The organism is Pseudomonas alliivorans (assembly GCF_017826695.1).
Taxonomy (GTDB): domain Bacteria; phylum Pseudomonadota; class Gammaproteobacteria; order Pseudomonadales; family Pseudomonadaceae; genus Aquipseudomonas; species Aquipseudomonas alliivorans.
Genome location: NZ_JAFFZW010000005.1, coordinates 332,226 through 357,043 on the forward strand (window position 1 = coordinate 332,226; position 24,818 = coordinate 357,043).

At 60.8% G+C, this 24,818-nt stretch carries 14 protein-coding genes; 12 read left to right on the forward strand and 2 right to left on the reverse strand.

What is annotated here, in order from left to right; all coding sequences use genetic code 11:
- Positions 1–92: 92 nt before the first annotated feature.
- Positions 93–2,738: a pyruvate dehydrogenase (acetyl-transferring), homodimeric type gene (aceE, locus tag JTJ32_RS16230; RefSeq protein WP_099229469.1), complete on the reverse strand. Its 2,646-nt coding sequence runs from the start codon at positions 2,736–2,738 to the stop codon at positions 93–95.
- A gap of 382 nt (positions 2,739–3,120) precedes the next feature.
- On the opposite strand from aceE, the gene glnE reads away from it, so the two are divergent.
- From glnE to JTJ32_RS16270, 8 genes are all read left to right on the forward strand, one after another.
- Positions 3,121–6,078, forward strand: a complete 2,958-nt coding sequence (gene glnE / locus JTJ32_RS16235) for a bifunctional [glutamate--ammonia ligase]-adenylyl-L-tyrosine phosphorylase/[glutamate--ammonia-ligase] adenylyltransferase (RefSeq protein WP_210042642.1) — start codon at positions 3,121–3,123, stop codon at positions 6,076–6,078.
- A gap of 128 nt (positions 6,079–6,206) precedes the next feature.
- The gene (gene waaF, locus JTJ32_RS16240) at positions 6,207–7,241 is read left to right on the forward strand and encodes a lipopolysaccharide heptosyltransferase II (RefSeq protein ID WP_099229471.1); all 1,035 of its coding nucleotides are present in this window, start codon (positions 6,207–6,209) and stop codon (positions 7,239–7,241) included.
- Positions 7,242–7,243: 2 nt separating this feature from the next.
- On the forward strand, positions 7,244–8,308 hold the full coding sequence (gene waaC, locus JTJ32_RS16245) for a lipopolysaccharide heptosyltransferase I (RefSeq protein ID WP_210042644.1): 1,065 nt from the start codon (positions 7,244–7,246) through the stop codon (positions 8,306–8,308).
- Positions 8,308–9,429, forward strand: a complete 1,122-nt coding sequence (locus tag JTJ32_RS16250; protein WP_099229473.1) for a glycosyltransferase family 4 protein — start codon at positions 8,308–8,310, stop codon at positions 9,427–9,429. Before waaC ends, JTJ32_RS16250 begins: the two co-directional genes overlap by 1 nt.
- Positions 9,429–10,235, forward strand: coding sequence for a lipopolysaccharide core heptose(I) kinase RfaP (rfaP, locus tag JTJ32_RS16255; protein WP_099229474.1), 807 nt, complete (start codon positions 9,429–9,431; stop codon positions 10,233–10,235). The genes JTJ32_RS16250 and rfaP overlap by 1 nt, the downstream gene beginning before the upstream one ends.
- Positions 10,235–10,969, forward strand: a complete 735-nt coding sequence (locus tag JTJ32_RS16260; protein ID WP_099229475.1) for a lipopolysaccharide kinase InaA family protein — start codon at positions 10,235–10,237, stop codon at positions 10,967–10,969. The genes rfaP and JTJ32_RS16260 overlap by 1 nt, the downstream gene beginning before the upstream one ends.
- Positions 10,966–11,745, forward strand: coding sequence for a lipopolysaccharide kinase InaA family protein (locus JTJ32_RS16265; RefSeq protein WP_099229476.1), 780 nt, complete (start codon positions 10,966–10,968; stop codon positions 11,743–11,745). Before JTJ32_RS16260 ends, JTJ32_RS16265 begins: the two co-directional genes overlap by 4 nt.
- Positions 11,745–13,190, forward strand: coding sequence for a lipopolysaccharide kinase InaA family protein (locus tag JTJ32_RS16270; RefSeq protein ID WP_210042646.1), 1,446 nt, complete (start codon positions 11,745–11,747; stop codon positions 13,188–13,190). The genes JTJ32_RS16265 and JTJ32_RS16270 overlap by 1 nt, the downstream gene beginning before the upstream one ends.
- A gap of 27 nt (positions 13,191–13,217) precedes the next feature.
- On the opposite strand, the gene JTJ32_RS16275 is transcribed toward JTJ32_RS16270, so the two are convergent.
- Complete coding sequence (locus tag JTJ32_RS16275) at positions 13,218–19,295, reverse strand: membrane-targeted effector domain-containing toxin (protein WP_210042648.1); 6,078 nt, start codon at positions 19,293–19,295, stop codon at positions 13,218–13,220.
- A 320-nt stretch (positions 19,296–19,615) separates the two neighbouring features.
- On the opposite strand from JTJ32_RS16275, the gene JTJ32_RS16280 reads away from it, so the two are divergent.
- From JTJ32_RS16280 to JTJ32_RS16295, 4 genes are read left to right on the forward strand one after another with little or no spacing between them, the layout of a single operon-like run.
- Entirely contained in the window at positions 19,616–21,373 is a 1,758-nt protein-coding gene (locus JTJ32_RS16280; protein WP_073168063.1) for a carbamoyltransferase family protein, read from the forward strand.
- Positions 21,357–22,487, forward strand: a complete 1,131-nt coding sequence (locus tag JTJ32_RS16285) for a glycosyltransferase (RefSeq protein WP_099229479.1) — start codon at positions 21,357–21,359, stop codon at positions 22,485–22,487. Before JTJ32_RS16280 ends, JTJ32_RS16285 begins: the two co-directional genes overlap by 17 nt.
- Positions 22,487–23,383 carry an antimicrobial resistance protein Mig-14 gene (locus tag JTJ32_RS16290; RefSeq protein ID WP_099229480.1) on the forward strand — a complete coding sequence of 299 codons (897 nt, stop codon included), beginning with the start codon at positions 22,487–22,489 and terminating at the stop codon, positions 23,381–23,383. Before JTJ32_RS16285 ends, JTJ32_RS16290 begins: the two co-directional genes overlap by 1 nt.
- Positions 23,380–24,789, forward strand: coding sequence for a PIG-L deacetylase family protein (locus tag JTJ32_RS16295; protein ID WP_210042649.1), 1,410 nt, complete (start codon positions 23,380–23,382; stop codon positions 24,787–24,789). Before JTJ32_RS16290 ends, JTJ32_RS16295 begins: the two co-directional genes overlap by 4 nt.
- Positions 24,790–24,818: the final 29 nt, after the last annotated feature.

Genomic DNA, 24,818 nt, shown 5'->3' on the forward strand with positions numbered 1-24,818 from the left:
TACGGCGAAACAGCCTTGGATGCTCATTTACGCGAGGTAAATTCCGCACCTTCGGCTGTTCACGCCCTGATCAGCGCTCTTGAAGCAGACTCTTAGCAGTCCAGTGGATTGCGTTTTTCTGGATCGATACCGAACCTGGCAATGGCTTCAGCCACGACTTTAGGTTCGATATCGCCGCGATCAGCCAAGGCTTCCAGGGCTGCCAGCACAACGAAGTGGCGGTCGACTTCAAAGAAGTGACGCAGCTTCTTGCGGCTGTCGCTACGGCCGAAACCGTCGGTGCCCAGTACTTTGTATTCCTTGGTTGGAACCCACTGACGAATCTGGTCAGCGAACAGCTTCATGTAGTCGGTCGATGCGATGACCGGACCCTTGCGACCGTTCAGGCACTGCTCGACGTAGCTCAGCTCAGGCTTCTGACCTGGGTGCAGGCGGTTGTTGCGCTCTACCGCCAGACCGTCGCGACGCAGTTCGTTGAAGCTGGTTACGCTCCAGACGTCAGCGCCGATGTTGAACTCGTCACGCAGGATTTTCGCCGCTTCGCGAACTTCACGCAGGATAGTGCCCGAGCCCAGCAACTGGACGTGGTGCGCCGCTTCCTTGGTGTCTTCTTCGAGCAGGTACATGCCCTTGATGATGCCGTCTTCCACGCCGGCCGGCATGGCTGGCTGGGTGTAGGACTCGTTCATCACGGTCAGGTAGTAGAAAACGTCCTGCTGTTCTTCGAACATCAGGCGCATGCCTTCACGAATGATGACAGCCAGCTCGTAACCGTAGGTCGGGTCGAAGGTGCGGCAGTTCGGGATGGTCGAGGCCAGGATGTGGCTGTGACCGTCTTCGTGCTGCAGGCCTTCGCCGTTCAGCGTGGTACGACCGGCGGTGCCGCCGACCAGGAAGCCACGGGTGCGGCTGTCGCCAGCGGCCCAGGCCAGGTCGCCGATACGCTGGAAACCGAACATCGAATAGAAGATGTAGAACGGGATCATCGGCTGGTTGTGGCTGCTGTACGAAGTACCGGCTGCGATGAAGGAGGACATGGCGCCTGCTTCGTTGATGCCTTCCTCGAGGATCTGGCCCTTCTTGTCCTCGCGGTAGAACATCACCTGTTCTTTATCGACTGGCTCGTAGAGCTGGCCGACGGAGGAGTAGATGCCCAGTTGACGGAACATGCCTTCCATACCGAAGGTACGGGCTTCGTCCGGGATGATCGGAACGATACGCTGGCCGATTTCCTTGTCCTTGACCAGTTGGGCCAGGATACGCACGAACGCCATGGTGGTGGAGATTTCGCGGTCGCCCGAACCGTCAAGGATAGCCTTGAGGGTTTCCAGCGGCGGCGTCGGCAGGTTGAAGCTCTGCGCACGACGCTGTGGCACGAAACCGCCCAGTGCGGCACGGCGCTCGCTCAGGTAACGGGCTTCGGCGCTGCCTTCTTCCGGCTTGTAGAACGGCAGGGCTTCCAGCTCGGAATCCTTGACCGGGATGTCGAAGCGGTCACGGAAGTGACGCAGGCTGTCGACATCGACCTTCTTGGTGTTGTGCGCGGTGTTTTTCGCTTCGCCTGCGCCGGTGCCATAACCCTTGATGGTCTTGGCCAGAACCACGGTCGGTTGACCCTTGTGGTTCACAGCTTCGTGATAGGCCGCGTAGACCTTGTACGGGTCATGGCCACCACGGTTGAGTTTCCAGATCTCGTCATCGGACAGATCGGCAACCATCGCCTTGAGTTCAGGCGAGTTGAAGAAGTGCTCACGGACGAACGCGCCGTCCTTGGCCTTGTAGTTCTGGTATTCGCCGTCGATGACTTCGTCCATGCGACGCTGCAGGATGCCGTCGACGTCCTTGGCCAGTAGTGGGTCCCAGAAACGGCCCCAGATGACTTTGGTGACGTTCCACTGAGCACCACGGAACACGCCTTCCAGTTCCTGGATGATCTTGGCGTTGCCGCGAACCGGACCGTCCAGACGCTGCAGGTTGCAGTTCACGACGAAGATCAGGTTGTCCAGCTTCTCGCGACCGGCCAGGGCGATGGCGCCCAGGGATTCCGGCTCGTCGGTCTCGCCGTCGCCCAGGAAGCACCAGACTTTCTGCTTGCCTTCCGGGATGAAACCGCGGTGTTCCAGGTACTTCATGAAGCGTGCCTGGTAGATCGCCTGGATCGGGCCAAGGCCCATCGATACCGTCGGGAACTGCCAGAAATCTTTCATCAGCCACGGGTGTGGATAGGACGACAGGCCATTGCCATCGACTTCCTGACGGAAGTTGTTCATCTGCTCTTCAGTGATGCGGCCTTCCATGAACGCACGGGCGTAGACGCCTGGCGATGCGTGACCCTGGAAGTAGATCAGGTCGCCGCCGTGCTCTTCGGTCGGGGCCTGGAAGAAGTAGTTGAAGCCGATGTCATACAGCGTGGCACTGGAGGCGAAGCTCGAAATGTGGCCGCCCAGATCCGGGTCGTTCAGGTTGGTTTTGACAACCATGGCCAACGCGTTCCAGCGCACCAGCGAGCGAATGCGGCGTTCCATGAACAGGTCGCCAGGCATGCGTGCTTCGTGGGTGACGGGAATCGTGTTGCGGTAAGGCGTGGTGATGGCGTAAGGCAGCTGCGAACCACTGCGGGTGGCGAGTTCGCCCAGACGGGTCATCAGGTAATGAGCACGGTCTTCGCCTTCTTTGTCGAGAACCGATTCCAGGGCGTCCAGCCATTCCTGGGTTTCGACGGGATCGAGGTCTTGCATGGCTTGCTCCAGGGCGGAAAGGCTTCCAGAATCGGTTGCCTGAGTTTGCGACTGGCCTTGTGGGCAGACGACATAAATTCTTGGATTACCGGAGGTTGGCCCGGCGGCGTGTAGTTTTACTACAAATCGACGACTATTTCAGCCCTCCGAGTAACTGAACCAGTAGTAAAACTACAGAGAAGCGACCAAATCGCTCCTGTTGTGTTGTGAGATAAAACGTTACTGTTGATGTGTTTCGAAAGTATTGCGGTAAAAAGTCGGAATTTTATGCTTCTAAAACGATTTTTCCAGCAATTTATAACCTTTGTTCGACAAGCGGCGGTGGCAGGTGAAACTCGCAGTCATGGCAGGTAGCCCTTCGCACGCCGATCAAGGATAGACCATGAGCCTACCTTTACTGACCGATTTTCCGGCCATCCTGCTGCCATTGATTACCCGTGCACAACAGACATTTCGTACAGCTCTCGCTGATTTGTCTGCCGAGGCACTGGCTTCTTTCGACGCATGGCCCGAGTCGCGTCGTCTGGCGTTCGACCGCGTTTGCGCAGCCAGCGATTTCGTCACCGAACAGATCTGCCGGGATCCGCGCATGCTGCTGGACATGGCCGATGCGGGCGAACTGGAGCGTAGCTTTTCGGCAGGAGAGTTGCGTGGACAAATAGCCAATGCATTGGGCACCGCGACCACTGACGATGAGCTGGGACGTAATCTACGTCGCCAACGCATGCGGCATCAAGTGCGGATTATCTGGCGCGACCTGACACGCCAGGCGGATCTGATCGAGACGTGCCGCGACCTGTCGGACATGGCCGATGCCTGCATCGACCTGGCCTGCCACTGGCTTCACGAGCGTCTTTGTCAGCAGTTCGGTACGCCCACCGGGCGCCGCACGGGGCTGCCGCAGCAGATGGTGATCCTGGGCATGGGCAAGCTGGGCGCCGTCGAGCTGAACCTGTCCTCGGACATCGATCTGATCTTCGGCTACCCGGAAGGCGGCGAGACGGTGGGCGTGAAGCGTCCTCTCGATAATCAGGAATTCTTCATTCGCCTGGGGCAGCGACTGATCAAGGCGCTGGATCCGGTGACCGTCGATGGCTTCGTGTTTCGCGTCGATATGCGCCTGCGGCCTTACGGTTCATCCGGGGCGCTGGTGCTCAGTTTCAATGCGCTGGAGCAGTACTACCAGGATCAGGGCCGTGACTGGGAACGCTACGCCATGATCAAGGCGCGTGTGGTCGGTGGCGATCAGAAGGCGGGTGCCGAGTTGCTGGAGATGCTGCGCCCGTTCGTCTATCGCCGTTATCTGGATTTCTCGGCCATCGAAGCGCTGCGCACCATGAAGCAGCTCATTCAGCAGGAAGTGAAGCGCAAGGGCATGGCCGAGAACATCAAGCTCGGCGCTGGCGGCATTCGCGAAGTCGAGTTCATCGCCCAGGCCTTTCAGCTGATTCACGGCGGTCGCGACCTCAGCCTGCAGCAGCGTCCGCTGTTCAAGGTGCTGAAAACCCTCGAAGGGCAAGGCTATCTGCCCGGCGCCGTGACCGAAGAGTTGCGCGAAGGCTATGAATTCCTGCGCTATACCGAACATGCCATTCAGGCAATTGCCGACCGTCAGACCCAGATGCTGCCGGACAACGAGCAGGATCAGGCACGTATCGCATTGATGATGGGCTTTTCCGACTGGGCGAGCTTTCACGAACGACTGATGTACTGGCGTGGGCGGGTGTCGTGGCATTTCCGTCAGGTGATTGCCGACCCGGATTCTGATCCGGATGAAGAGCAGGAAGACGACAGTGACGTGATCGTCGGCGGCGAGTGGCTGCCATTGTGGGAGGAGTCCCAGGACGAAGAGGCCGCCAGCCGCCAGCTTTCCCAGGCCGGTTTCGTCAACGCCGAAACGGCGATCAGACATCTGGCGAACCTGCGCAGCAGCCCGCACCTGCGCTCGATGCAGCGCCTCAGTCGCGAACGGCTGGACGCTTTCATCCCGCGTCTGCTGGCCCAGGCCGTGGAGCACGCTAAACCTGATCTGGTGCTTGAACGCGTATTGCCGTTGGTGGAAGCGGTGGCCCGGCGTTCGGCCTACCTGGTGCTGCTCACCGAGAACCCCGATGCACTGCGCCGTTTGCTGACCCTGTGCGCAGCCAGTCCGTGGATCGCCGAGCAGATCGCCCGCTTCCCGTTGCTGCTCGACGAACTGCTCAATGAAGGCCGTCTGTTCAATCCGCCACTGGCGCCTGAACTGGCCGCCGAACTGCGCGAGCGGTTGATCCGCATTCCCGAGGATGACCTTGAGCAGCAGATGGAAGCGCTGCGACACTTCAAACTGGCTCACAGCCTGCGGGTGGCGGCGTCGGAAATTACCGGCAGCCTGCCGTTGATGAAGGTCAGCGACTACCTGACCTGGCTGGCCGAGGCGATCCTTGAACAGGTGCTGGCGCTGGCCTGGCGTCACAGCGTGGCCAGGCACGGCACGCCATCGCGGCCTGACGGCACGTTGTGCGATCCGGGGTTCGTGATCGTCGGGTACGGCAAGGTGGGGGGTATCGAACTGGGTCATGGCTCCGACCTTGATCTGGTGTTCATTCATGACGGCGACCCGCAGACCGAAACCGACGGTGCCAGGCCGATCGACAGCGCGCAGTTCTTTACCCGGCTGGGGCAGCGGATCATTCACCTGCTGACCACTCAGACCAACTCCGGTCAGTTGTATGACGTCGACATGCGTCTGCGTCCGTCCGGCGCCTCGGGGCTGCTGGTCAGCTCGCTGGGCGCATTCGCCCGCTATCAGGACAAGGAAGCCTGGACCTGGGAGCATCAGGCGCTGGTCCGCGCGCGCGTCCTGACCGGCAGCCCCGACCTGGGCCGTGAAGTCGAGAAGGTGCGCGCCGACGTACTGGGTCGCGAGCGGGATCTGGACAAGCTGCGTGCCGAAGTCAGCGAGATGCGCGCCAAGATGCGTGACAACCTCGGCAGCCGTCTGACGGCGGCGGGCAGGGGAGCCAATGCCTTCGAGTCCTCCATGCCGTTCGACCTCAAGCAGGACGCCGGAGGTATCGTCGATATCGAATTTATGGTGCAATACGCGGCCTTGGCGTGGTCCAGAGAGCATCCGGGGCTGCTGCAATACACCGATAACATTCGTATTCTCGAAGGGCTGGAAGAGGCCGGGTTGTTGCCCGACGCCGATGCCAGCCTGTTGCGCGAGGCCTACAAGGCGTACCGTTCGGCGGCGCACCGTCAGGCCTTGCAGAAACAAGCGGGTGTGGTCAGCGGCGATCAGTTTCATTGCGAACGGCGTGAAGTGATGCGGATCTGGGCGCAGATGGGGTTGAGCTGAACGGGCGACATGTCGTCCTTTCACAACAAGACTATATAAAGCTATGACAGGGAGGCGACAGGTTGTGTGGGAATGTCACGCAGCCTGATCGGCCTCCCTGATCGTTTCCGGTCGTTTTTGGATGAAGCATGAATATTCTGATCGTTGGGCCTAGCTGGGTCGGTGACATGGTGATGGCGCAAACGCTGTTCCAGTGCCTGAAGCAGCGTCATCCCGAGTGCCAGATCGACGTACTGGCGCCCGAGTGGAGTCGTCCGTTGCTTGAGCGTATGCCCGAAGTGCGCGCCGCCCTCAGCTTTCCCCTCGGCCACGGTGCTCTGGAGCTGGCCACGCGTCGGCGTATCGGCAAATCGCTGGCCGGTCAGTACGACCAGGCGATTCTGCTGCCCAATTCCCTGAAGTCCGCGCTTGTGCCTTTTTTCGCCGGCATCAAACAGCGCACCGGCTGGCGTGGCGAGTTCCGATACGGGCTGCTCAACGATGTGCGTACGCTGGACAAGCAGCGTTATCCGCTGATGATCGAGCGCTTCATGGCGCTGGCCTGGGACAAGGGTGCAGAACTGCCCCGGCCATACCCCAAACCAAGCCTGCAGATCGACCCGGCAACCCGCGATGCCGCGTTGGCCAAGTTTGGTTTGACGCTGGATCGTCCGGTGCTGGCGCTGTGCCCCGGTGCCGAGTTCGGCGAGTCCAAGCGCTGGCCCGCAGAGCACTACGCTCAGGTCGCCGATGCGCGAATCCGCGAAGGCTGGCAGGTCTGGCTGTTCGGCTCGCAGAAGGATCACCCGGTCGGCGAGACCATCCGTGAGAACCTGATTCCCGGTCTGCGTGAAGAGTCCGTCAATCTCAGCGGCCAGACCTCGCTGGCCGAAGCCATTGATCTGCTGTCGTGTGCCGACTCGGTCGTTTCGAACGATTCCGGTCTGATGCACGTTGCGGCCGCGCTGAATCGTCCGCTGGTGGCCGTGTATGGTTCGACATCGCCGGCGTTTACCCCGCCGCTGGCCGACGAGGTCGAGGTTGTCCGGTTGGGTATCGAGTGCAGCCCATGCTTTGATCGCACCTGCCGCTTCGGTCATTACAACTGCATGCGCCTGCTTGAGCCGGGCGCCGTGATCCAGGCGCTGGGCCGTCTGGACAGCACTCCGGTAGAGGTCATCTGACGTTGCGGGTATTGCTGATCAAGACGTCTTCGCTGGGTGATGTGATCCATGCCCTGCCCGCGCTGACCGACGCGGCCCGCGCGCTGCCGGGCATCCGCTTCGACTGGGTGGTGGAAGAAGGCTTTGCCGAGATTCCTGCCTGGCATCCTGCGGTCGACCGGGTCATTCCGGTGGCGATCCGCCGCTGGCGCAAGAACCTGTGGCAAACCTTCAGAAGCGGCGAGTGGCGCGGATTCAAGGCGCGTCTGCGCGAGCAGCGTTATGACCTGGTGATCGACGCGCAGGGTCTGTTCAAGAGCGCCTGGCTGACCCGTTATGTCGATGCGCCGGTGGCCGGTCTGGACCGTGACTCGGCACGCGAACCGGTGGCCAGCCGTTTCTATGACAAGCGCTACCCGGTGGCACGGGGGCAGCATGCGGTCGAGCGTTTGCGGCAGTTATTCGCTCAGGCGCTGGCCTACAGCGTTCCGACTGAAATCGGTGACTACGGGTTGAATAAGCTGACAGCTCAGGATGGCGCGCCCCAAGCTCCCTTCGTGCTGTTTTTGCACGGCACCACTTGGGACACCAAGCATTGGCCGGAGCTGTATTGGCGACAGCTCGCTGAACGGATGGCCGCTCAAGGCCTGCAGGTTCGCCTGCCGTGGGGCAATCCGGCTGAAAAGGCACGCGCCGAGCGCATCGCCGACGGGCTGGAGACGGCGCATGTGTTACCCAAATTGAATCTGGCGGGCGTGGCGCGGGTGCTGGCTCAGGCGCAGGCCTGCGTGGCGGTGGACACCGGTATCGGTCATCTGGCCGCTGCACTGGATGTACCGACCGTCTCGCTGTTCGGGCCGACCAATCCGGTGCTGACCGGGGCCTATGGAAAATCTCAGGTGCATCTGGCCGCCGATTACCCGAGCTGCGCGCCGTGCCTGCAAAAGAAATGCACGTACCAGCCGACCGCTGAAGATCAGCGCCGGTTTGACCTTAAACGCGAGTGGCCACCGTGCTTCACTCGCCTGAATCCCGAGCGAGTAGCGAGCCAACTGGGCGCGCTGTTGCTGGCAAAGGAACCTGGCTGATGCAACTGGCTTTCGTCCTGTACAAATACTTTCCGTTCGGCGGACTGCAACGCGACTTCATGCGCATCGCGCTGGAGTGCCAGAAACGCGGTCATCAGATTCGCGTCTACACCCTGATCTGGGAAGGCGACGTGCCGCCCGGCTTCGAGGTTCTGGTCGCGCCGGTCAAAGCCTTTTTCAACCATCGCCGCAACGAGAAGCTCAGCGCGTGGATGGAGGCGGATCTGGCCAGGCGCCCCGTGGACCGTCTGATCGGCTTCAACAAGATGCCGGGTCTGGACGTTTATTACGCGGCAGATGGCTGCTTCGAGGATAAGGCGCAAAACCTGCGCAGCCCGCTGTATCGCAAATGGGGACGCTACCGCCACTTTGCCGATTACGAACGCGCTGTGTTCGCCAGGGACGCCAAGACCCAGGTCCTGATGATTTCCGAAGTGCAGCAGCCGCTGTTCATCAAACACTACGACACCCCGCTGTCACGTTTTCATCTGCTGCCGCCCGGCATTTCACCGGATCGCCGTGCCCCACCCGAAGCGCCGGAGATTCGTTCGGGCTTTCGACAGGAGTTCGGTCTCGCTGACAATGACCTGTTATTGGTGCAGATCGGCTCCGGTTTCAAGACAAAAGGCGTGGATCGCAGCCTCAAGGCCCTGGCGGCACTGCCGGCCGAGCTGAAGAAACGCACGCGGCTGTTTGTAATCGGCCAGGACGACCCCAAGGTATTCCAGCTGCAAAGCGCTGCATTGGGCCTGGGTGATCAAGTGACCTTCATGAAAGGTCGCAGCGATATCCCGCGCTTCCTGATGGGCGCTGACGTTCTGATTCATCCGGCCTACAACGAGAACACCGGCACCGTGCTGCTTGAGGCACTGGTGGCAGGTTTGCCCGTTCTGGTCAGCGCGGTGTGCGGCTATGCCCATTACATCGCCGAAGCCGACTGCGGTCTGGTGCTGGATGAACCGTTCGACCAGGCGCAGCTCAATCGTTATCTGGCAGACATGCTCAAGGACGATACAGCGCGCAGTAACTGGAGCCGAAACGGCCTGGCGTTCGCTGATACGGCGGACCTTTACAGCATGCCGCAGCACGCTGCCGATGTGATTCTGGCGGAGCACTATTGATGAAGCTGTTCCTTGCTGAACCGTTCAAGACCCTGTGGGCCGGGCGCGATGCATTCGCCGAGGTCGAGGCCTTGAGCGGTGAGGTGTATCGCGAGCTCGAAGGTCGCCGGACGCTGCGCACCGAAGTCGACGGGCGCGGCTATTTCGTGAAGATCCACCGGGGGATCGGCTGGGGCGAAATTGCCAAGAATCTGGTCACCGCCAAGTTGCCGGTGCTGGGCGCAGGCAAGGAGTGGGACGCAATCGAGCGTCTTCATGAAGTCGGTGTGCCGACCATGACCGCCGTGGCCTATGGCGAGCGTGGCAACAATCCGGCCGCGCAGCACTCGTTCATCGTTACCGAAGAGCTGGCACCCACCACCAGCCTGGAAGACGTCAGCATCAACTGGCGCAACGAGCCGCCCGAGCCGCGCCTCAAGCGGGCGTATATTGCCGAGGTCGCCCGACTGGTCGGCATGATGCACCGCGCCGGGGTCAATCACCGCGACTGTTACATCTGCCATTTTCTGTTGCACACCGACAAGCCCGTCACGGCCGACGACTTCAAGTTGTCCGTCATCGACCTGCATCGCGCCCAGACCCGCCGGGCGATCACTCCGCGCTGGCGAAACAAGGACCTGGCGGCGTTGTATTTCTCGGCGCTGGACATCGGTCTGACGCGTCGCGACAAACTGCGTTTTCTCAAGGGTTATTTCCAGAAGCCGTTGCGGGAAATATTGACCAGGGAAGCGAAGCTGCTCGGCTGGCTTGAGGCCAAGGCCGAAAAGCTTTATCAGCGCAAAGTGCGATACGGGGATGCGCTCTGATGGCGGGTTGGAACCTGGAGCCTGCGTACGCGTTTCTGGCTGAAGACTTCGGAAGCCTGGACGCCGTGTTTGCCTTGCAGGGCGAACGCCTGACCCGCGATCCGCTGTCCGAGGTGATCCGGGTTCAGCGCGCCGGGATCAATTACTACGTCAAACGCTACGTGGGTGCCGGCAAGGGCCTGCGACGTTATCTGGGGCGGCCCCGGGTCAAGTCCGAGTGGCAGAACCTCAAGCGTTTCGCCAAGTGGGGCATTCCCACTGCCGAAGTCGTGGCCTGGGGCCTTGAGCGCAACGGCGCAGCCTATGACCGTGGTGCGTTGATCACCCGCGAATTGCCCAACACCGAAGACATGTCTGCGCTGGCGCTGCGCAAGGATCCGCTGCTGTCCGATCGGCAGTGGGTGGATGGCATCAGCCGCCAGCTCGCGTCCTACACGCGCATCATGCATGACCATCACTTCACCCATAACGACCTGAAGTGGCGCAACCTGCTGGTGGACGATCAGGCCCGGCTGTTCTTCATCGATTGCCCCAACGGGGCCTTTTGGTGGAGCTTCATGCTGCGCTACCGGATCACCAAGGATCTGGCGTGCCTGGACAAGGTCGCCAAGTACCATCTTTCCGCCACCCAGCGACTGCGCTTCTACCTGCAGTACCGTCAGCGGGCGCGTCTGAACGCCTCTGACAAAAAGCGTATCCGCCATGTCGTCAGCTTTTTCGAGGGGCGCGAATGAGCGTTTTCATTGCCAGTGCCGACCTGCCACTGCTGGAGCGTCATGGCCTGACCGATTTCGAGTCGCTGTGGAGCATGAAGCTGGACGCGGTCGATGAGCCCAATACCGGGCGAGGCGGCTGGAGCAGCGTGTTCCGGCTGGATCTGGACGGCCAGGGTTTTTACCTCAAGCGTCAGAGCAATTACCTGACCCACACGTTGCATCATCCGTTTGGCGAGCCGTCCTTTTCCCGCGAGTTTCGCAACATCAGCCGCTACCAGAAGCTGGGTATCCCGGCCCTGCAGGCGGCGTTTTACGGCGAGAGCAGGGTCGATGGCGAGCGTCGGGCGATTCTGATGACCCGCGCGCTCGACGGCTGGACCGATCTGGATGAACTGCTGCAGGGCTGGACGGAGCTGGGCGCCGCATCGCGATCGGCTATTCTGAAAGCCTGTGGGCTGCTGGCGCGCACGCTGCATGGCGCGGGGCAGATCCATGGCTGTTTCTATCCCAAGCATATTTTTCTGCGCACCGATCAAGCAGGCTGTCAGGCGCAGCTGATCGATCTGGAAAAGACCCGGCCGGTCATCTTTGGCAAGCGTGACCGGGTCAAGGATCTGGAGCCGCTGTTGCGCCGCGCACGGGTGTGGACAGAAGCCGATCAGCGCGAATTGCTGGCTGCCTATCTGCAAGCCAGTCCCGACAGCGAACGGGTCAACGAATGGCGTGCGCGCCTCGGGCAGCGAGGCCAGCACAAGCGTGACCTTCAACACCGTGACCAGAAAGAGACCCGCTGATGCGTTTGTCCGACCTCAAGAATGCCGGGCGCACGCCCGAGCTGCCGATGAGCCTGACCCTGGCCGATGCCGCAGGCGCCGCCGAACTGCAATTGTTGACCCTGCTGCGTGTACTGCCCGGTCAGCGCTACGTAGGCGCAGGTGTCTGGCGTGGTCGCACGGTGCTGGCCAAGCTGCTGGTCGGCAGCAAGGCCGCCCGGCATTTTCAGCGTGAACTGAGCGGCGTACGGCTGCTGGCCGAGCAGGGCGTGACTACGCCTTTGCTGCTGGCCGACGGGCTGCAGGAAGGCGAGGGTGGCTGGCTGTTGTTCGAGTTTCTCGAAAATGCACCAAGCCTTGGCGATGCATGGAATGCCGTGCAGCACCAGTCCCCGTTGACCGATGATCAGCAAAGCGTGCTGGGCGAAGCACTCTCGGCGATTGCCCTGTTGCATGCCAAAGGCCTGTGGCAGGACGACCTTCATTTGGACAACCTGCTGCGCCATGACGGCAAGCTGTACATGATCGACGGCGCAGGCATTCGAGCCGAGCAGGCCGGACAGCCTTTGTCGCGCCAGAAAGTCCTGGAAAACCTCGGCGTGTTCTTTGCCCAGTTGCCTCGCGCTTTCGAGCCGTTTACCGAAGAGTTGCTGGTGCATTATCTGTTGAGCAATGCCGAACATGGCTTGCCGATGGAGGCGCTGCAGAAACAGATCGACAAGATACGCAGCTGGCGTCTGAAGGATTTTCTCGACAAGACCGGGCGCGATTGCAGCCTGTTCAGCGTCAAGGACGGTGCTTCGGTGTTTCAGGCGATTCGTCGCGAGGAAGAAGCGGCAATGGTGCCGGTGCTGGATCAGGCCGATGCGTTGCTGGATGGGGGGCATCTGTACAAGACCGGCGGAGCCGCCAGTGTCGGGCGGGTCGAGGTCAATGGCCGTGCGTTGGTCATCAAGCGTTACAACATCAAGCATTTCAGTCACTGGCTCAAGCGCTTCTGGCGTCCCAGTCGTGCCTGGCATTCCTGGCGCGAGGGCAACCGGCTGGCGTTTCTGGGCATCGCGACGCCCAAGCCGTTGGCTGTGAGGGAAAAACGTGTGTTGGGCCTGCGTAACAAGGCGTATCTGGTGACCGAGTTCCTGCCGGGACCGGACATCATCGAGCGCTTTTCGCCTCATGTCGAAACCGGTGAGGTGCCCGAGGCCGAGCTGCAAGCGCTCGACACGCTGTTTGCGCAGTTGATACGCGAGCGCATCAGTCACGGTGATTTCAAGGGGCATAACGTGTTCTGGCAGGAAGGGCGCTGGGCACTGATTGATCTGGACGCCATGCAGCAGCATGCCTCCCGAGCCTCGTTCGAGGCAGCTTTTGCCCGCGACCGCGCGCGCTTCATGCGCAACTGGCCAGCGCAGAGCGCGCTGCACCAGAAGCTGGAGCAGCGCTTGCCGAAGGGCGAGCCGGCCTGAGCCGTCTCGTCCTTGCCGTGGTTCGCGTTATTCGACGCGACTGAGGTTGATGTCCCTGAGCGCGATGGTCAGGGCGTTCATGTCTTCGTAAGTCTTCAAGTGCACCCCTGTCCAGCTTGGACGATCAACGGACAGCTTGCCCTTTGCGTCGACGTGCACCGGGGTGCGATGGATCTGGCCGTCTCGCGAGCGATGCACGATGGTGTGCAGGCCCTCGTCGGTCTGTTCGATCAGGAACATACCTGGCTTGACCAGACGCCTTCCTGCGGAATGAGTTCTGGGCACCGTAACGTCAGGCCGCGGCACTTCAAGGTCTACGCGGTAGTCGCCCTGAATGTGAACGCGGGTTTTGCCTAGACCTACCAGCAGGGATTCGCCCGGATCGCGTACTACCCCCCGCGACTGGCCGGGGACTACATCGATTACCCGCAGGCCAATGCCACCTTCCAGTTCAGCGATGCCGGGAACAGCGCTTTTGAACGTGTTGGAGTGGCTGTTGCCGACCAGAGCAATCCACTTGTGCGAGCCCATGACCTGCTGATGCCTGCGAATCGTGCGGGACGCAAAATAATTCATCATTTGCTGGCGAGTGGTGACTGTTTCGCTGGGCAGGCCTTTGAGGTGGTAGCTGGCCAGGCAGTCGATCGCCCGAATTTCCAGCCCGTGTTGCCGGGCCTGGATCACCAGTTTCTCGAAGTTATAGACCCCGGCCGGATCGGTCCGGTGGCCTATGTCCAGGGTCTGCAGGTCATGCAGCAAGTGCTTGGTCATTTCGCCTGTTTCGAAGAAATGGTCCAGGTCCGCCTGGTGCAGGTCGCTGGTCAGATGCTCCAGATACAGTGTCTTGACCTTCTGTTGCGCAAGCGAAGGCAGGTTGTCGATGATCAGCTTCTTGCTGGCTATCGAGCTGTGCGTCTCGCCCAGAACGACGCCGTCGGTGTGCTGATAGAGCTTTTCAAGCAGCGCTTGAGGCGATGTCTTGGGCGCTATTTCAGGCAGTAAAGGTCGGGCGGGCAGCACTGCGGACTCAACGGCCTGGGCGTCCTGCTGCAATTGTGCGCGCAGCCTGAAAAATGCTTCCCTGACCTCGCCGATTTCCTCATCGAAATAAAAGAAGCGCTCATCCAGCCCGCGATGTTCGAAGCTGGCCAGCGTGTGCAGGGCGCTTCTTTGTTCGAGCGGCACCTCGTAGGTCGCGTCGCTCAGCGACTGTTGAATGGCGGTCACCGGGCGAGGGCTGGTCGAGCCTTGTTGCTCACTGCGCACCCAACCCGATTCTGGCTCCCAACGGAACACGTAATCGCCTGCCCAGCGCTCCCCCGACTCGATGGTCTGCCGATCGGCCATTCGGTTCATCAAGATTTCATCCACCCGCGTGCCTGGCTGCGTTACAGGTTTTGGCGCCGTGATCAGGGGGTTGGAAAATTCAATCGTGAAGTCAGCTGAGCGTCCGGCAGTGGATGGGGTTGTACCGGTCGCGAGCACACGGGTCGGACGCCCTATCGGAATGTCTTGAACATGCACGCTGATAGCGCCTTGCAGTTCGGCAATACCCGGGATGGTGTCGTGGGTGGTGGCCAGCTTCTGGTCGAGTAGCGCGATCCAGCGTGTTGAAGGTTGGCGTGCCACGTCAGCGCTGATCACGTGATGGCCGAAAAAATTGCTCGTTTTCTGCGCGGCGGTCAGGTCACCTGCGGCGGCGGCAACCGGGTGGTCCTGCAGCGGGTAGCTGGTTGACGAGCTGAAGGGGCGAACCTCAATACCGTGCCTGTGTGCGGCCTTGATCAGGTGGTAGTAATCGTATTCGGAGGTCTGATTGCGCAAAGCGCCCTTATTGAGATGCTTGAGGTGGTTCTTGATTTCGTGAGAGCCGGAACGGTTTTTTCCGCCCAGTTGGCGATACGTGTTCAGTTTATCGAGGTGTTTGTCGGTGAACAGGTGGTCGAGGTACAGGACTTCCACGTTTTGTTTTTTGAGCAACGGCATATTGAGAATAAGCAGACGCTTGCTGGCGACCGATTGTCCGGCCTCGCTCAACACCAGCCCATTGCTGTGCGTGAAGACGCTTTCAAACAGCGACTCCACCCCGGCGCCAGGCGCGAGGGTCGGCAGTGAGGGGCGGGCGGGCACCACCACCTTCATGAAGAAGGCGTAGGCATCCTGATAGAGCTTGTCCTGAAGTCTTGAGAACTCCTGACGCAACTCGTCGTAGTAGCTTTTGAAGTAAAACTCCAGATCCATGCCTGTCGGGTCTGGGGCGAATTTGTCCAGAATCGCATACAGCCCCGGTCTCATCTCGGGCGGCATCTCATAGTCGCTCAAGCGAACCGTAGTGTTGAGCCCGGCGGCCGCCTCTTCCGGCAGCGGCCTGTAGGTGCCTTCATTGCCATGCCCGCCTCCTCGCAATTGATGCCGGCCGATCTTCTCCCATTGTCCTTGTTCGTTCAGGCGTACCGGCTGTTTGCCAAAGAATGCGAACGGGTTGGCCGGGTCGATGATCTGCCAGTGGCGCATGTGGGCATCAAACTGCACCTGATAGGTCTTGCCGGACAGGTTGATGTAGTGCTTGCCCTGGACACTGCAGATACCGTTGGCGTGACCGCCCTTGATGCGTGGCACGTTTTGCAGGGAAACATCGACCGCCAGGTCGCGACCGGCGGTCTTGGCGCTATCCAGTGGCGAACTCAAGGGGTGCCAGCTGCCATCGGATGTGCGGCTGGCGAACTGCCCGGTGGCGCTGATTTTCTGTGACGACGTGCTGGCCTGCTGGAACAGGGGCGCGTGGCCGTTGGCGTTTACCTTGCCGACCAGCACAGTCTTGTCCTGCAGACTGGCCGGAAACAGATCCTCGTATCGCGGTGGCAGGTCGAGTGGAGCAATCGGCGGCAGCGCCGATGCGTCGGGAAGACGTTTTTCAAGGCGATGCACGATGCCGCCAAACCCTTTCATGCCGGAAAGCAGATCGCCCGCTGCGCCGATCCCATTGAACAGGGACGAGAGGATATAGCCGCTGGCAGCGTTCTGGTCGCCCTCGGTCAGTGCCTGTACGGCACGCACCGTATCGTGCAGGGACAGCAAAGTGCCGACCGCAAAGCTCGCGGGCGGGAATGGCAGCGTCAATGCCGTCGCGATGAGTTCAGCGCTGATCCAGATCATTCTGGACAGCATCTCGTGACGGCCGGTGGTGGTGTCTTCGATGTCGCGCAGTTTCCGTTCGATAAACCGGTTGAAACAGGTGTCGGCGAAGTCCGCGATGTATTCCTTTGGTAGAAACGGTGCCTTGCTGGCGCCGCCCTGCTGCATGTCGCGCAGGAAAAAAGCCAGCGTCCGACGCGACTGAAGGCGGCAGCGGTCCTTGTAATAGTCGATCATACCCGCCTTGCTCAGAGAGGGGATGAAGTCGCTGAAGAGGCGAAATTCGACGCCGTCCGGTGCCTGGGGCGTATAAAGCAGCGCAGTCTGGCGGGTCTGGGTAGACAGGATCGCAACGCACCCTTGAACCGTTTCGACGTGGGTCAATTGCTGATCGGGAATGACCAACTGGTCCACGCCTTTCAGGCCTGAGGCGATGAAGGGTTTGTCGATATGCAGTTGCAAGGGATAGAACGGGTATTGCTGGCGCGTTTGAGTGTCATTCAGGTGGGCGCGGTCCAGGCTGTTCATCAACCAGTCGTACTGATCGCGTTTGATATGCCCCTTCAAAACGCTGCGCAGTGCCGCGGCCTTCATGTGCAACTGGTTGATCGCTACGCTCGCCGTTCGACGGTATTCATAGCCTTCATCGTCTGGATTGAGCAGTGTGCGCCTGACCAGCGCGATGTAGTCGTCGGCAAGCCATTTGCCGCGTACCGAGCCTGCCACTTTCTGAGGTGAAAGAGCGCTGAGGTCAACACCTTCCGGGCCTTTGAACGTCGCCATCCTGTCTGCGGTGGCGCGCGTCGGGTCAATGCTGTCGTCGTAGCCGTTGAGCAACATGTCGGTGTAGGTGAGGGTTTCACGCTCGCTGCTGATCACGATCAGGTCGGGGTCCACCGTACCGTCAGGCAGGCCGAGCAATTTATTGATCTGTTGGCTGGCCCGTTCGAATACGTACTCCTCGAACGGCTTGACGTGTGTGTGGTTTTTTAGCTGGTAGTTGCGCAGCGCGCCAGCGGCGGCCTCTTCCAGTGCGATCAGTTGCTGGCGATTCTCAAGAGAGGCGCCTGCGTACCAGGAGGGCGTGTGGCGCGCCTGTTCCGAGATTGTCACGCTGGCATGGTCGAGCGCGAATAGCGAAAGCGCCATTGCGTAGTCGGACACGTCAATGAGGCGGACGAAATCAGCCTGCGGGTACGGTTTGAGTCGCAGTGCCTGCAATCGACTTTCGAGCCGCGGTCGGGCGGAAACCTCAAGCTGGCTGAGCAGATAGTCCAGGTGTTCCGTTGACTTCACCCAGCCGACCAGCTTGTGCAGTAATTGGTCTTCGTTGTCGAAGGCATGGAAACTGCGCTGATGGGGAGCGTCCTGGGCGAACATAATCAGGCGCTCCAGTTGGCCTGATGCACTTTGCTTGCGAAACACCAGCAATTTGCTCATGACCGCATGTCCGTCCAGCCTGATCTGTTGAACCCGGGGCGGCGCCTCTGCGACTGCTTGCGCAGGTTGCAAGACGGCTTCGACGATGGCGAAATCCTCGGGGCGAATATGCCCCTGCATCTTGGCGGCACACGCCAGTGCCGTGATTTGCGTATGGGTCAGGGTACGCATCAGGCGTTGGTTGTGGGCCTGGCGGTAGGTTGCTTTCTGGAAGGCGCCAAATTTGACGCGCACATCCAGCTCCTCGACGACGCGGGCGATGTAGGCCGCATCCAGCCCGGTATAGGCGGGGCTCAGCGAAACGTTGTCGTAGTCGATCGTGGTTCGGGTCAGAAAATCGGAGCCCTCTGTGCGGTCGCCCGGGTGCAGGCCGTACAGTGCAAGTTCGACCCACGAGCGCGTCACTCGGTAAGTTTCGCCTGTCACAGGCAAGGTGCGCTGGGTGCTGATGGTGATGAGGCCGGGGTCCAGGGCGTATCCCAGATCGTCAGCCAGGCGCACGTTGAGATGCGCCAGGGCGAACGCTTCTGGCGAGGCCGCCGTACCCAGCGCACTGAGAACAGCGGCGCGTGCCTGTTCGCAGCGGTCCAGGCGCTCGGTGTAGATCGCCATTTCCTTAGGGCTTGCCAGCTTGATCCAGTCCGGCAGACTGCGACGATAATCGGCCTCACGAAGCGCTATTTCACGCAGTTCAAGCATTGCCTGTGGACCGAACAGGCCTCGCTGGTCAATCGCGTGCTGAATGAGTGCCCGATGCTTCTGTCGGTCACCGACGCCTTGCAGGGCGCAGGCGTGACGAACATCGTTGCGCTGTTTGGTCAGCAGGCTGTCCAGCGCATGAGCCAGTGGATCTGCGTCAATCGCTTTTAATTGCACGTCTGTGCTCAAAAACGGATCGGCATACAGGTCGGGGTCGGCGTCGATGGTTGCAAGCTGATTCTGATAACGCTGTTCAAGGCTGCGCGTCAGTGCGCCCTTCAAGGCGGGTGAGTTGAGCCACAGCGCCAGCGCCTCCAGCATCTGTGTCCGGGTGGCGAACGCCGTGAGCCCCAGACCCGGTAATACCAGTAAAGTCGGGCCCTGCGCCTGGGACAGCACCAGGGCACCGGCCAGCTCAGCCTCAACGTCGTCATCCAGCTGGACGTGGAGGGAAAAGGCGTCGGGTATCGGTGACGTGTTCATCTGCGAGACCGTGGCGGGAAGACACTGTGCGTAGACTGACGCAAGCTCGCCCTCGTGCACCTTGAGCGTCACCTCGTCGCGCAGGGCCTGGCGCAGGTCTGAAAGGTATTGATCGTAAGGGGTCTCACCGGGTGTCGTGACCGGCCGCCAGTAATTGTCGAGCTGCGCAATCAGGCCAGTGATGTGTGTCTCGGACGCAGGTGTATCCAGCAGGGCGTCGTCGGGTGCCGGCAATTGCTTGAGCGTATCGCTTGATCGGCGGCTCAGTTCATCCAGTCGTTTCAGTGCGGCGGACGCCTGTGCAAAGGTGTCCAGGGGGGTGAGGGGGACAGGTGTCAGTGTCTGCATTGTTTTTCGGCTCTGAGGGGCGCGAAGTGCGCCGCTGATTGAAGGCCGTGAGGCCGTGATTTCTGGCCGTCAATCAATCAGAATCCGGCGGGCCGGGAGCGTAGATAGTTATTGAATGTCAGCATGCGGGGGCATTTCTGCCGGGCGGTGCTGAAATGCGGCGGCGTCGCCTGTTTACTGAAAGCCTTACAGCCCCCGAGCCAAATCCTTGGTCATTACGCTATAATCCCGCGCTTTAGCTGCCCTCAGCCCGCTGTGCGGGGGCACACATTTTCTCGGGCGCAATGCGCCTGCATGCAGACTAAAGAGGCTAGACCCTTGTGGCATTGACGATCCTTGGCCTGTCCGGCGCCCTTAGCCATGATCCTTCCGCAGCGCTTTACATCGACGGCAAGCTGATCGCAGCGGCCGAAGAAGAGCGCTTCGTTCGCGACAAGCATGCAAAGAACCGCATGCCCTACGAGTCGGCGAAGTTCTGTCTGGAGCAGGCAGGCATCAAGCCCTCCGACGTCGACGTGGTCGCAATCCCCTTCGCCCCGATCAGTCTGTTCGGCAAGGCGCGCTGGCACTACGCCAAGCGCTACTGGTACGCGCCGGATCGCGCCCTCGATGCGCTGTTGATGGGCAACCGTCGTTACAAGCGTTATCGCAACAAGATCGTCTGGTGCCTCGAGCAACTGGGCTTCGATCCGAAAAAGATCAAGATCGAGCCGGTCGAGCACCACCTGGCCCACGCCTCCAGCGCCTACCACTGCTCCGGTTTCACCGAGAAAACCGCGATCATGGGCATCGACGGCAAGGGTGAATACGCCACGACCTTCTTCGGCTACGGCGAAAACGGCAAGATCCACAAGATCAAGGAATTCTTCGATCCGGACTCGCTGGGCGGCCTGTATGGCGCAATCACCGAGTTTCTCGGTTTCGAGATGCTGGATGGCGAGTTCAAGGTCATGGGCATGGCGCCGTACGGCGACGCCAGCAAATACGATTTTTCGCGCCTGGCCACTTTCGAGAACGGCGAGCTGATCATCAACACCGAATTGGCCAACGTCATCGGGCTTCGTCGCTACAAAGAGAACGGCAAGGGCTTCTACTTCTCGCCGAAACTGATCGAATGGCTCGGACCCAAGCGCGTCGGCGATGTGGCGGACGAGCCGTACATCCACTACGCGGCCAGCATGCAGGCGCTGTTCGAAAAGCTCGCGCTGCAGATGATGGACCACTACCTGGGTGACATCCTCAAGGAGACCGGCAAGATCGCTTTCGCCGGTGGCTGTGCGCTGAACGTCAAATTGAACCAGCGCATCATCGCCCGTCCCGAGGTCAAGGAGCTGTTCGTCCAGCCTGCGTCCGGCGATGCCGGTACGGCGGTGGGCGCAGCGGCTTACGTGTCTCACGCGCGTGGCGTGCCGGTCGAGAAGATGGAGCACGTCTATCTCGGCCCTGCGTACAGCAATGAAGATGTGATCGCCGCGTGCGCCCGTCATCCGAGCAAACCCGTCTGGCGCCAGATCGAAAACACTCCTGAGCGGATCGCCGAGATCATGGTCAAGGGCAATCCCGTGGCCTGGTTCCAGGGTCGCATGGAGTTCGGCCCACGTGCGCTGGGTGGTCGTTCGATCATTGGTTGCCCGAGCGTGACCGGCGTCGCTGATCGCATCAACCACCAGATCAAGTTCCGCGAGCGCTGGAGGCCTTTCTGCCCGTCGATGCTCGATACCGTCGCGCCGCAGATGATCAAGATCGATCACCCGGCACCGTTCATGACGTTCACCTTCGAAGTGGCGGAAGAGTGGAAGACCCGCGTGCCGGAAGTCGTCCATGAAGACGGAACGTCCCGTGCCCAGGTGCTCAAGCGCGAATACAACCCGCGCTACTACGACATGATGAAGGCGCTGGAAAACCTGACCGGCAACGGCGTATCGCTGAACACGTCGCTGAACCGCCGTGGTGAGCCGATGATCTGCTCGCCGACCGATGCCTTGAACATGTTCTTCGGCTCCGACCTCGAGTACCTGATCATGGAAGACATTCTGGTGGTCAAAGAGGGCGTTGAGGCTTATGACACGCTCGGCTGAACGTCATGTGCTGCAGTTCTGTCACGGCTATGACGGGCCGTTTCTGGACTGCGCACGGCAATATGCCAGCCTGTTCGCAGGCAAGGGCTACCGGGTGACCACGGTGTTCCTGACCGGTGCCGCCGACCCTGACGTGGTCGCCGACTGCGGTTCGGACGAAGTGCTGTTCATGGAATTCAGCTCGAAGGCCATTCGTGGCCTCAAGCTGGGCGCCATTCGCGAATTGCGCAGCATCGTGGCGTCGCGTCATTTCTCCTTCTGCATCGCTCACCGCTTCAAGCCGGTCTATATCGCGCTGTTGGCGACACGTTTGCCGGTAATCGGCGTTCATCACGCGTTTGGCGACTATCAGCGCCGCAGCCGCAAGCTGTTCGCCAACCTGTTCCGCAAACGACTGAGCCTGCTGGGCGTCTCGGATTCGGTGCGTGACGACATGCGTAAAAGCCTGCCTGCGTGGCCGGCCGAGCGCATCGAGACCTTGTACAACCGCATCGACGTCGAGCAACTGCAGGGCAGTCAGTTTTCCGCCGAAGACGCCCGCGTCGAACTGGGACTTTCGCCATCTGCCTGGATCGTCGGCAATGTTGGGCGTCTGCATCCCGACAAGGATCAGGCGACCCTGTTGCGCGGCTTTGCGCTCGCTCTGCCAAGCCTGCCCGAGAACAGCCAGTTGGTCATTCTTGGCAAGGGGCGGCTGGAAGAGTCCCTCAAGGAGCTTGCCCGTGAACTGGGCATTGGCGCGAATGTGCTGTTCCTGGGCCAGGTCGCTGATGCACGTCGTTATTTCAAGGCGTTCGATGTGTTTGCTCTGAGTTCGGATCACGAGCCGTTCGGCATGGTATTGCTGGAGGCGATGGTGGCCGGTGTGCCGGTCGTGGCAACGTCCTGTGGCGGCGCACGTGAAGTGGTCGAGGACGTCGGTCTGCTGTTCCCGCTGGGGGATGAGCAGCGTCTGGCTCAAGGCCTGATGCACATGGCCGGGCTGAATGCCGATCAGCGTCAGGATTGTGCCGAGCGAATGCTTCTGCGTCTGCGCGAGCGCTTCTCCGATCACGCGGTACGCAATGTATTCTGGCGCCTGCCTCAGGTCACCCGTCTGGTTGCGGAGTCTTGATGCTCAACCGACTCCAAGGCTGGCGTGAACGTGGCTGGACCGAAATCGATGCCGCTGCCTATACGCAGGCGTGGCACCGGTTTGGCGGTAGCGTGGCCACTCACCCCAACGTTGTCGAACGTCTTTCCGTTTTTGCTGACATTCCTGTGCGTTATCTGGGCTGGGAGCAGGGTGGCGACATCAAGGCGGCCATTGCAACCTGGGGCCGTTCGCTGGCGCTGTCCAAGGACGAACTCAAGCGTCATGGCAAGAAAGGTCTTTTCGATCTGGGCAACGCCGAGCTGATTCTGCCGGTGGCTCAGGGTGTCGAGGTGCCGGTGCGTCATCGTGGGCGTTACATTTCGTCGTTGAACGAAGGCCGGGTCAGCACCTTCAAGCCGCAGGCCGAGTCGCTGGCCATGGCGCGCACCCCTGAAGAGCTGTCAAAGAAATTTCGCTACAACCAGCGTCGCGAGTTGCGCCTGCTGGAGGAAGCGGGTGGCACGGTCCGGCCGGTCAGCGAGTTCGGCAGCGCAGAACTCGCGCGCATGTATTGCGAGCTGTTCAAGCGTCGCTGGGGCTTTGAAGCGACGGGGGCTGCGCACAAGGCCGAAGTGATCGAGTTGCTGCGCGACCTGCTGATGGGCTCGGTGGTGTTTCTCAACGATGCGCCGATTGCCATTCAACTGGTGTATCGCGTCGAAGCGCCCGAGTGGGTCAGCGTCGAATACGTCAACGGCGGCGTCGATCCAGAGACCCGTGATTTCAGCCCGGGCAGCGTGCTGAGCTTCGTCAATACGCAAAGTGCCTGGGAAGATGCACGGGCGCTGGGCAAGTCGCTGCGTTTCTCGTTCGGCCGCGCCGACCGCGAATACAAGGATCGCTGGTGCAACCCTGTGCCGGTGTTTCAGATTTGAGCCGCAAGCAGGAGTTGCTCAAGCGCCATCGCCGTAACAAGCGGCTGGCGTTGCTGGGTGGCCTGTTGCTGTTGATCGCCCTTGGCGTGGCGGTCGCGTGGTGGTTGATACCGGTGCTGGCGGTCGGTGCCTGGATCGCTCACGAGGCCTGGTTTGCCGATCATCTGTTCTACTCGCCTTCGGACGACTATCAATACAATTTTGCCGCCGAAAACGAAGTCTCGGGTGTGCGTCTGGAGAATGGCCGACTCACGTTTGCTGAGCCGCTCGCGCTCAGCGGCGGCGAAACGTTGGTATTGGCGCTGAGCCTCAGAAGCAGCTGGCTGGGGCGTTTTCTGGACCCGGTCGTCGAACTTCAGGGTGCAGGGCTTGTTGATCGGCAAGCCTTCGAGCGCGGGGTAGATGCCATGCGCTATCTGAATCTGACCGGACTCGGCGAACCATTGGCAGCAGGTGTATTGAGCGTGCGCGGGCGTTTCTGCCGTCTGGTTGGACAGCCGCGTTTGTGGGTATTCCGTCAGCCTGATGCACGCCAGCAGCGGGTGATGGTCATCGCGCCGCACGCCGATGACGCCGAGCTTGCCGCCTTCGGGCTGTATAGCCAGGCGGATGAAGCATGGATCGTGACCCTGACTGCGGGTGAAATCGAAGCCGATCACTACCGGCAGATGGGCATGGACAAGGCCGAGGCCGCTCGTATGAAAGGCCGTCTGCGCGCCTGGGACAGCATTGCCGTGGCGCGCTGGGGCGGAGTATCGGAGGCGCGGTGTGTGCAACTCGGCTATTTCTGCCTGCAACTGCCCGCCATGCAGGTAGCGCCGGACACGTCGGTCGGCTCCCGCGAAGCGGATCTGCTCGATACCCGTCTTTTTCGCCAGTTCAACGCTCTGCCGCTGCCGGGCGATGACGGCCGGCCGACCTGGAATAATCTGCTGGCCGATCTACGCGCGTTGATTCTCAAGGCCAGGCCGCAGGTCATCGTCATGCCGCACCCGGCTATCGACCCGCACCCCGATCACATCTGTGCGCAGGCGGCCGTGCGTGAAGCGCTGACCGGCCTTGAGTGGCAGCCGGACGTCGTGTTGGGCTACGCCAATCACCTGCACGACAACGACCGCTGGCCCATGGGCGATGCCTACACCGGCATCAGCCTGCCGCCGGTCTTCGATGCCGAATTGAAGCTTGAGCCCTACAGCCTTGAGCTGTCGGTGCCGACCCAGCGCGACAAAGCCATGGCGCTGGGCATGATGCATGACCTGCAACCGCCGATGCCGACCAAGCGTCGAGTGCGCCGCTGGCTGCAGCAGGTGCTCGCCGGTCGACGCTGGCCAGCCGAGGGTGAGAACGAATTTTTCCGAAAGGCTGTGCGACGACATGAGTTGTTCTGGCGCAGCCGTGATTTCTGATTCAGCAGGCGCAGTACTGCAAGGAAAAC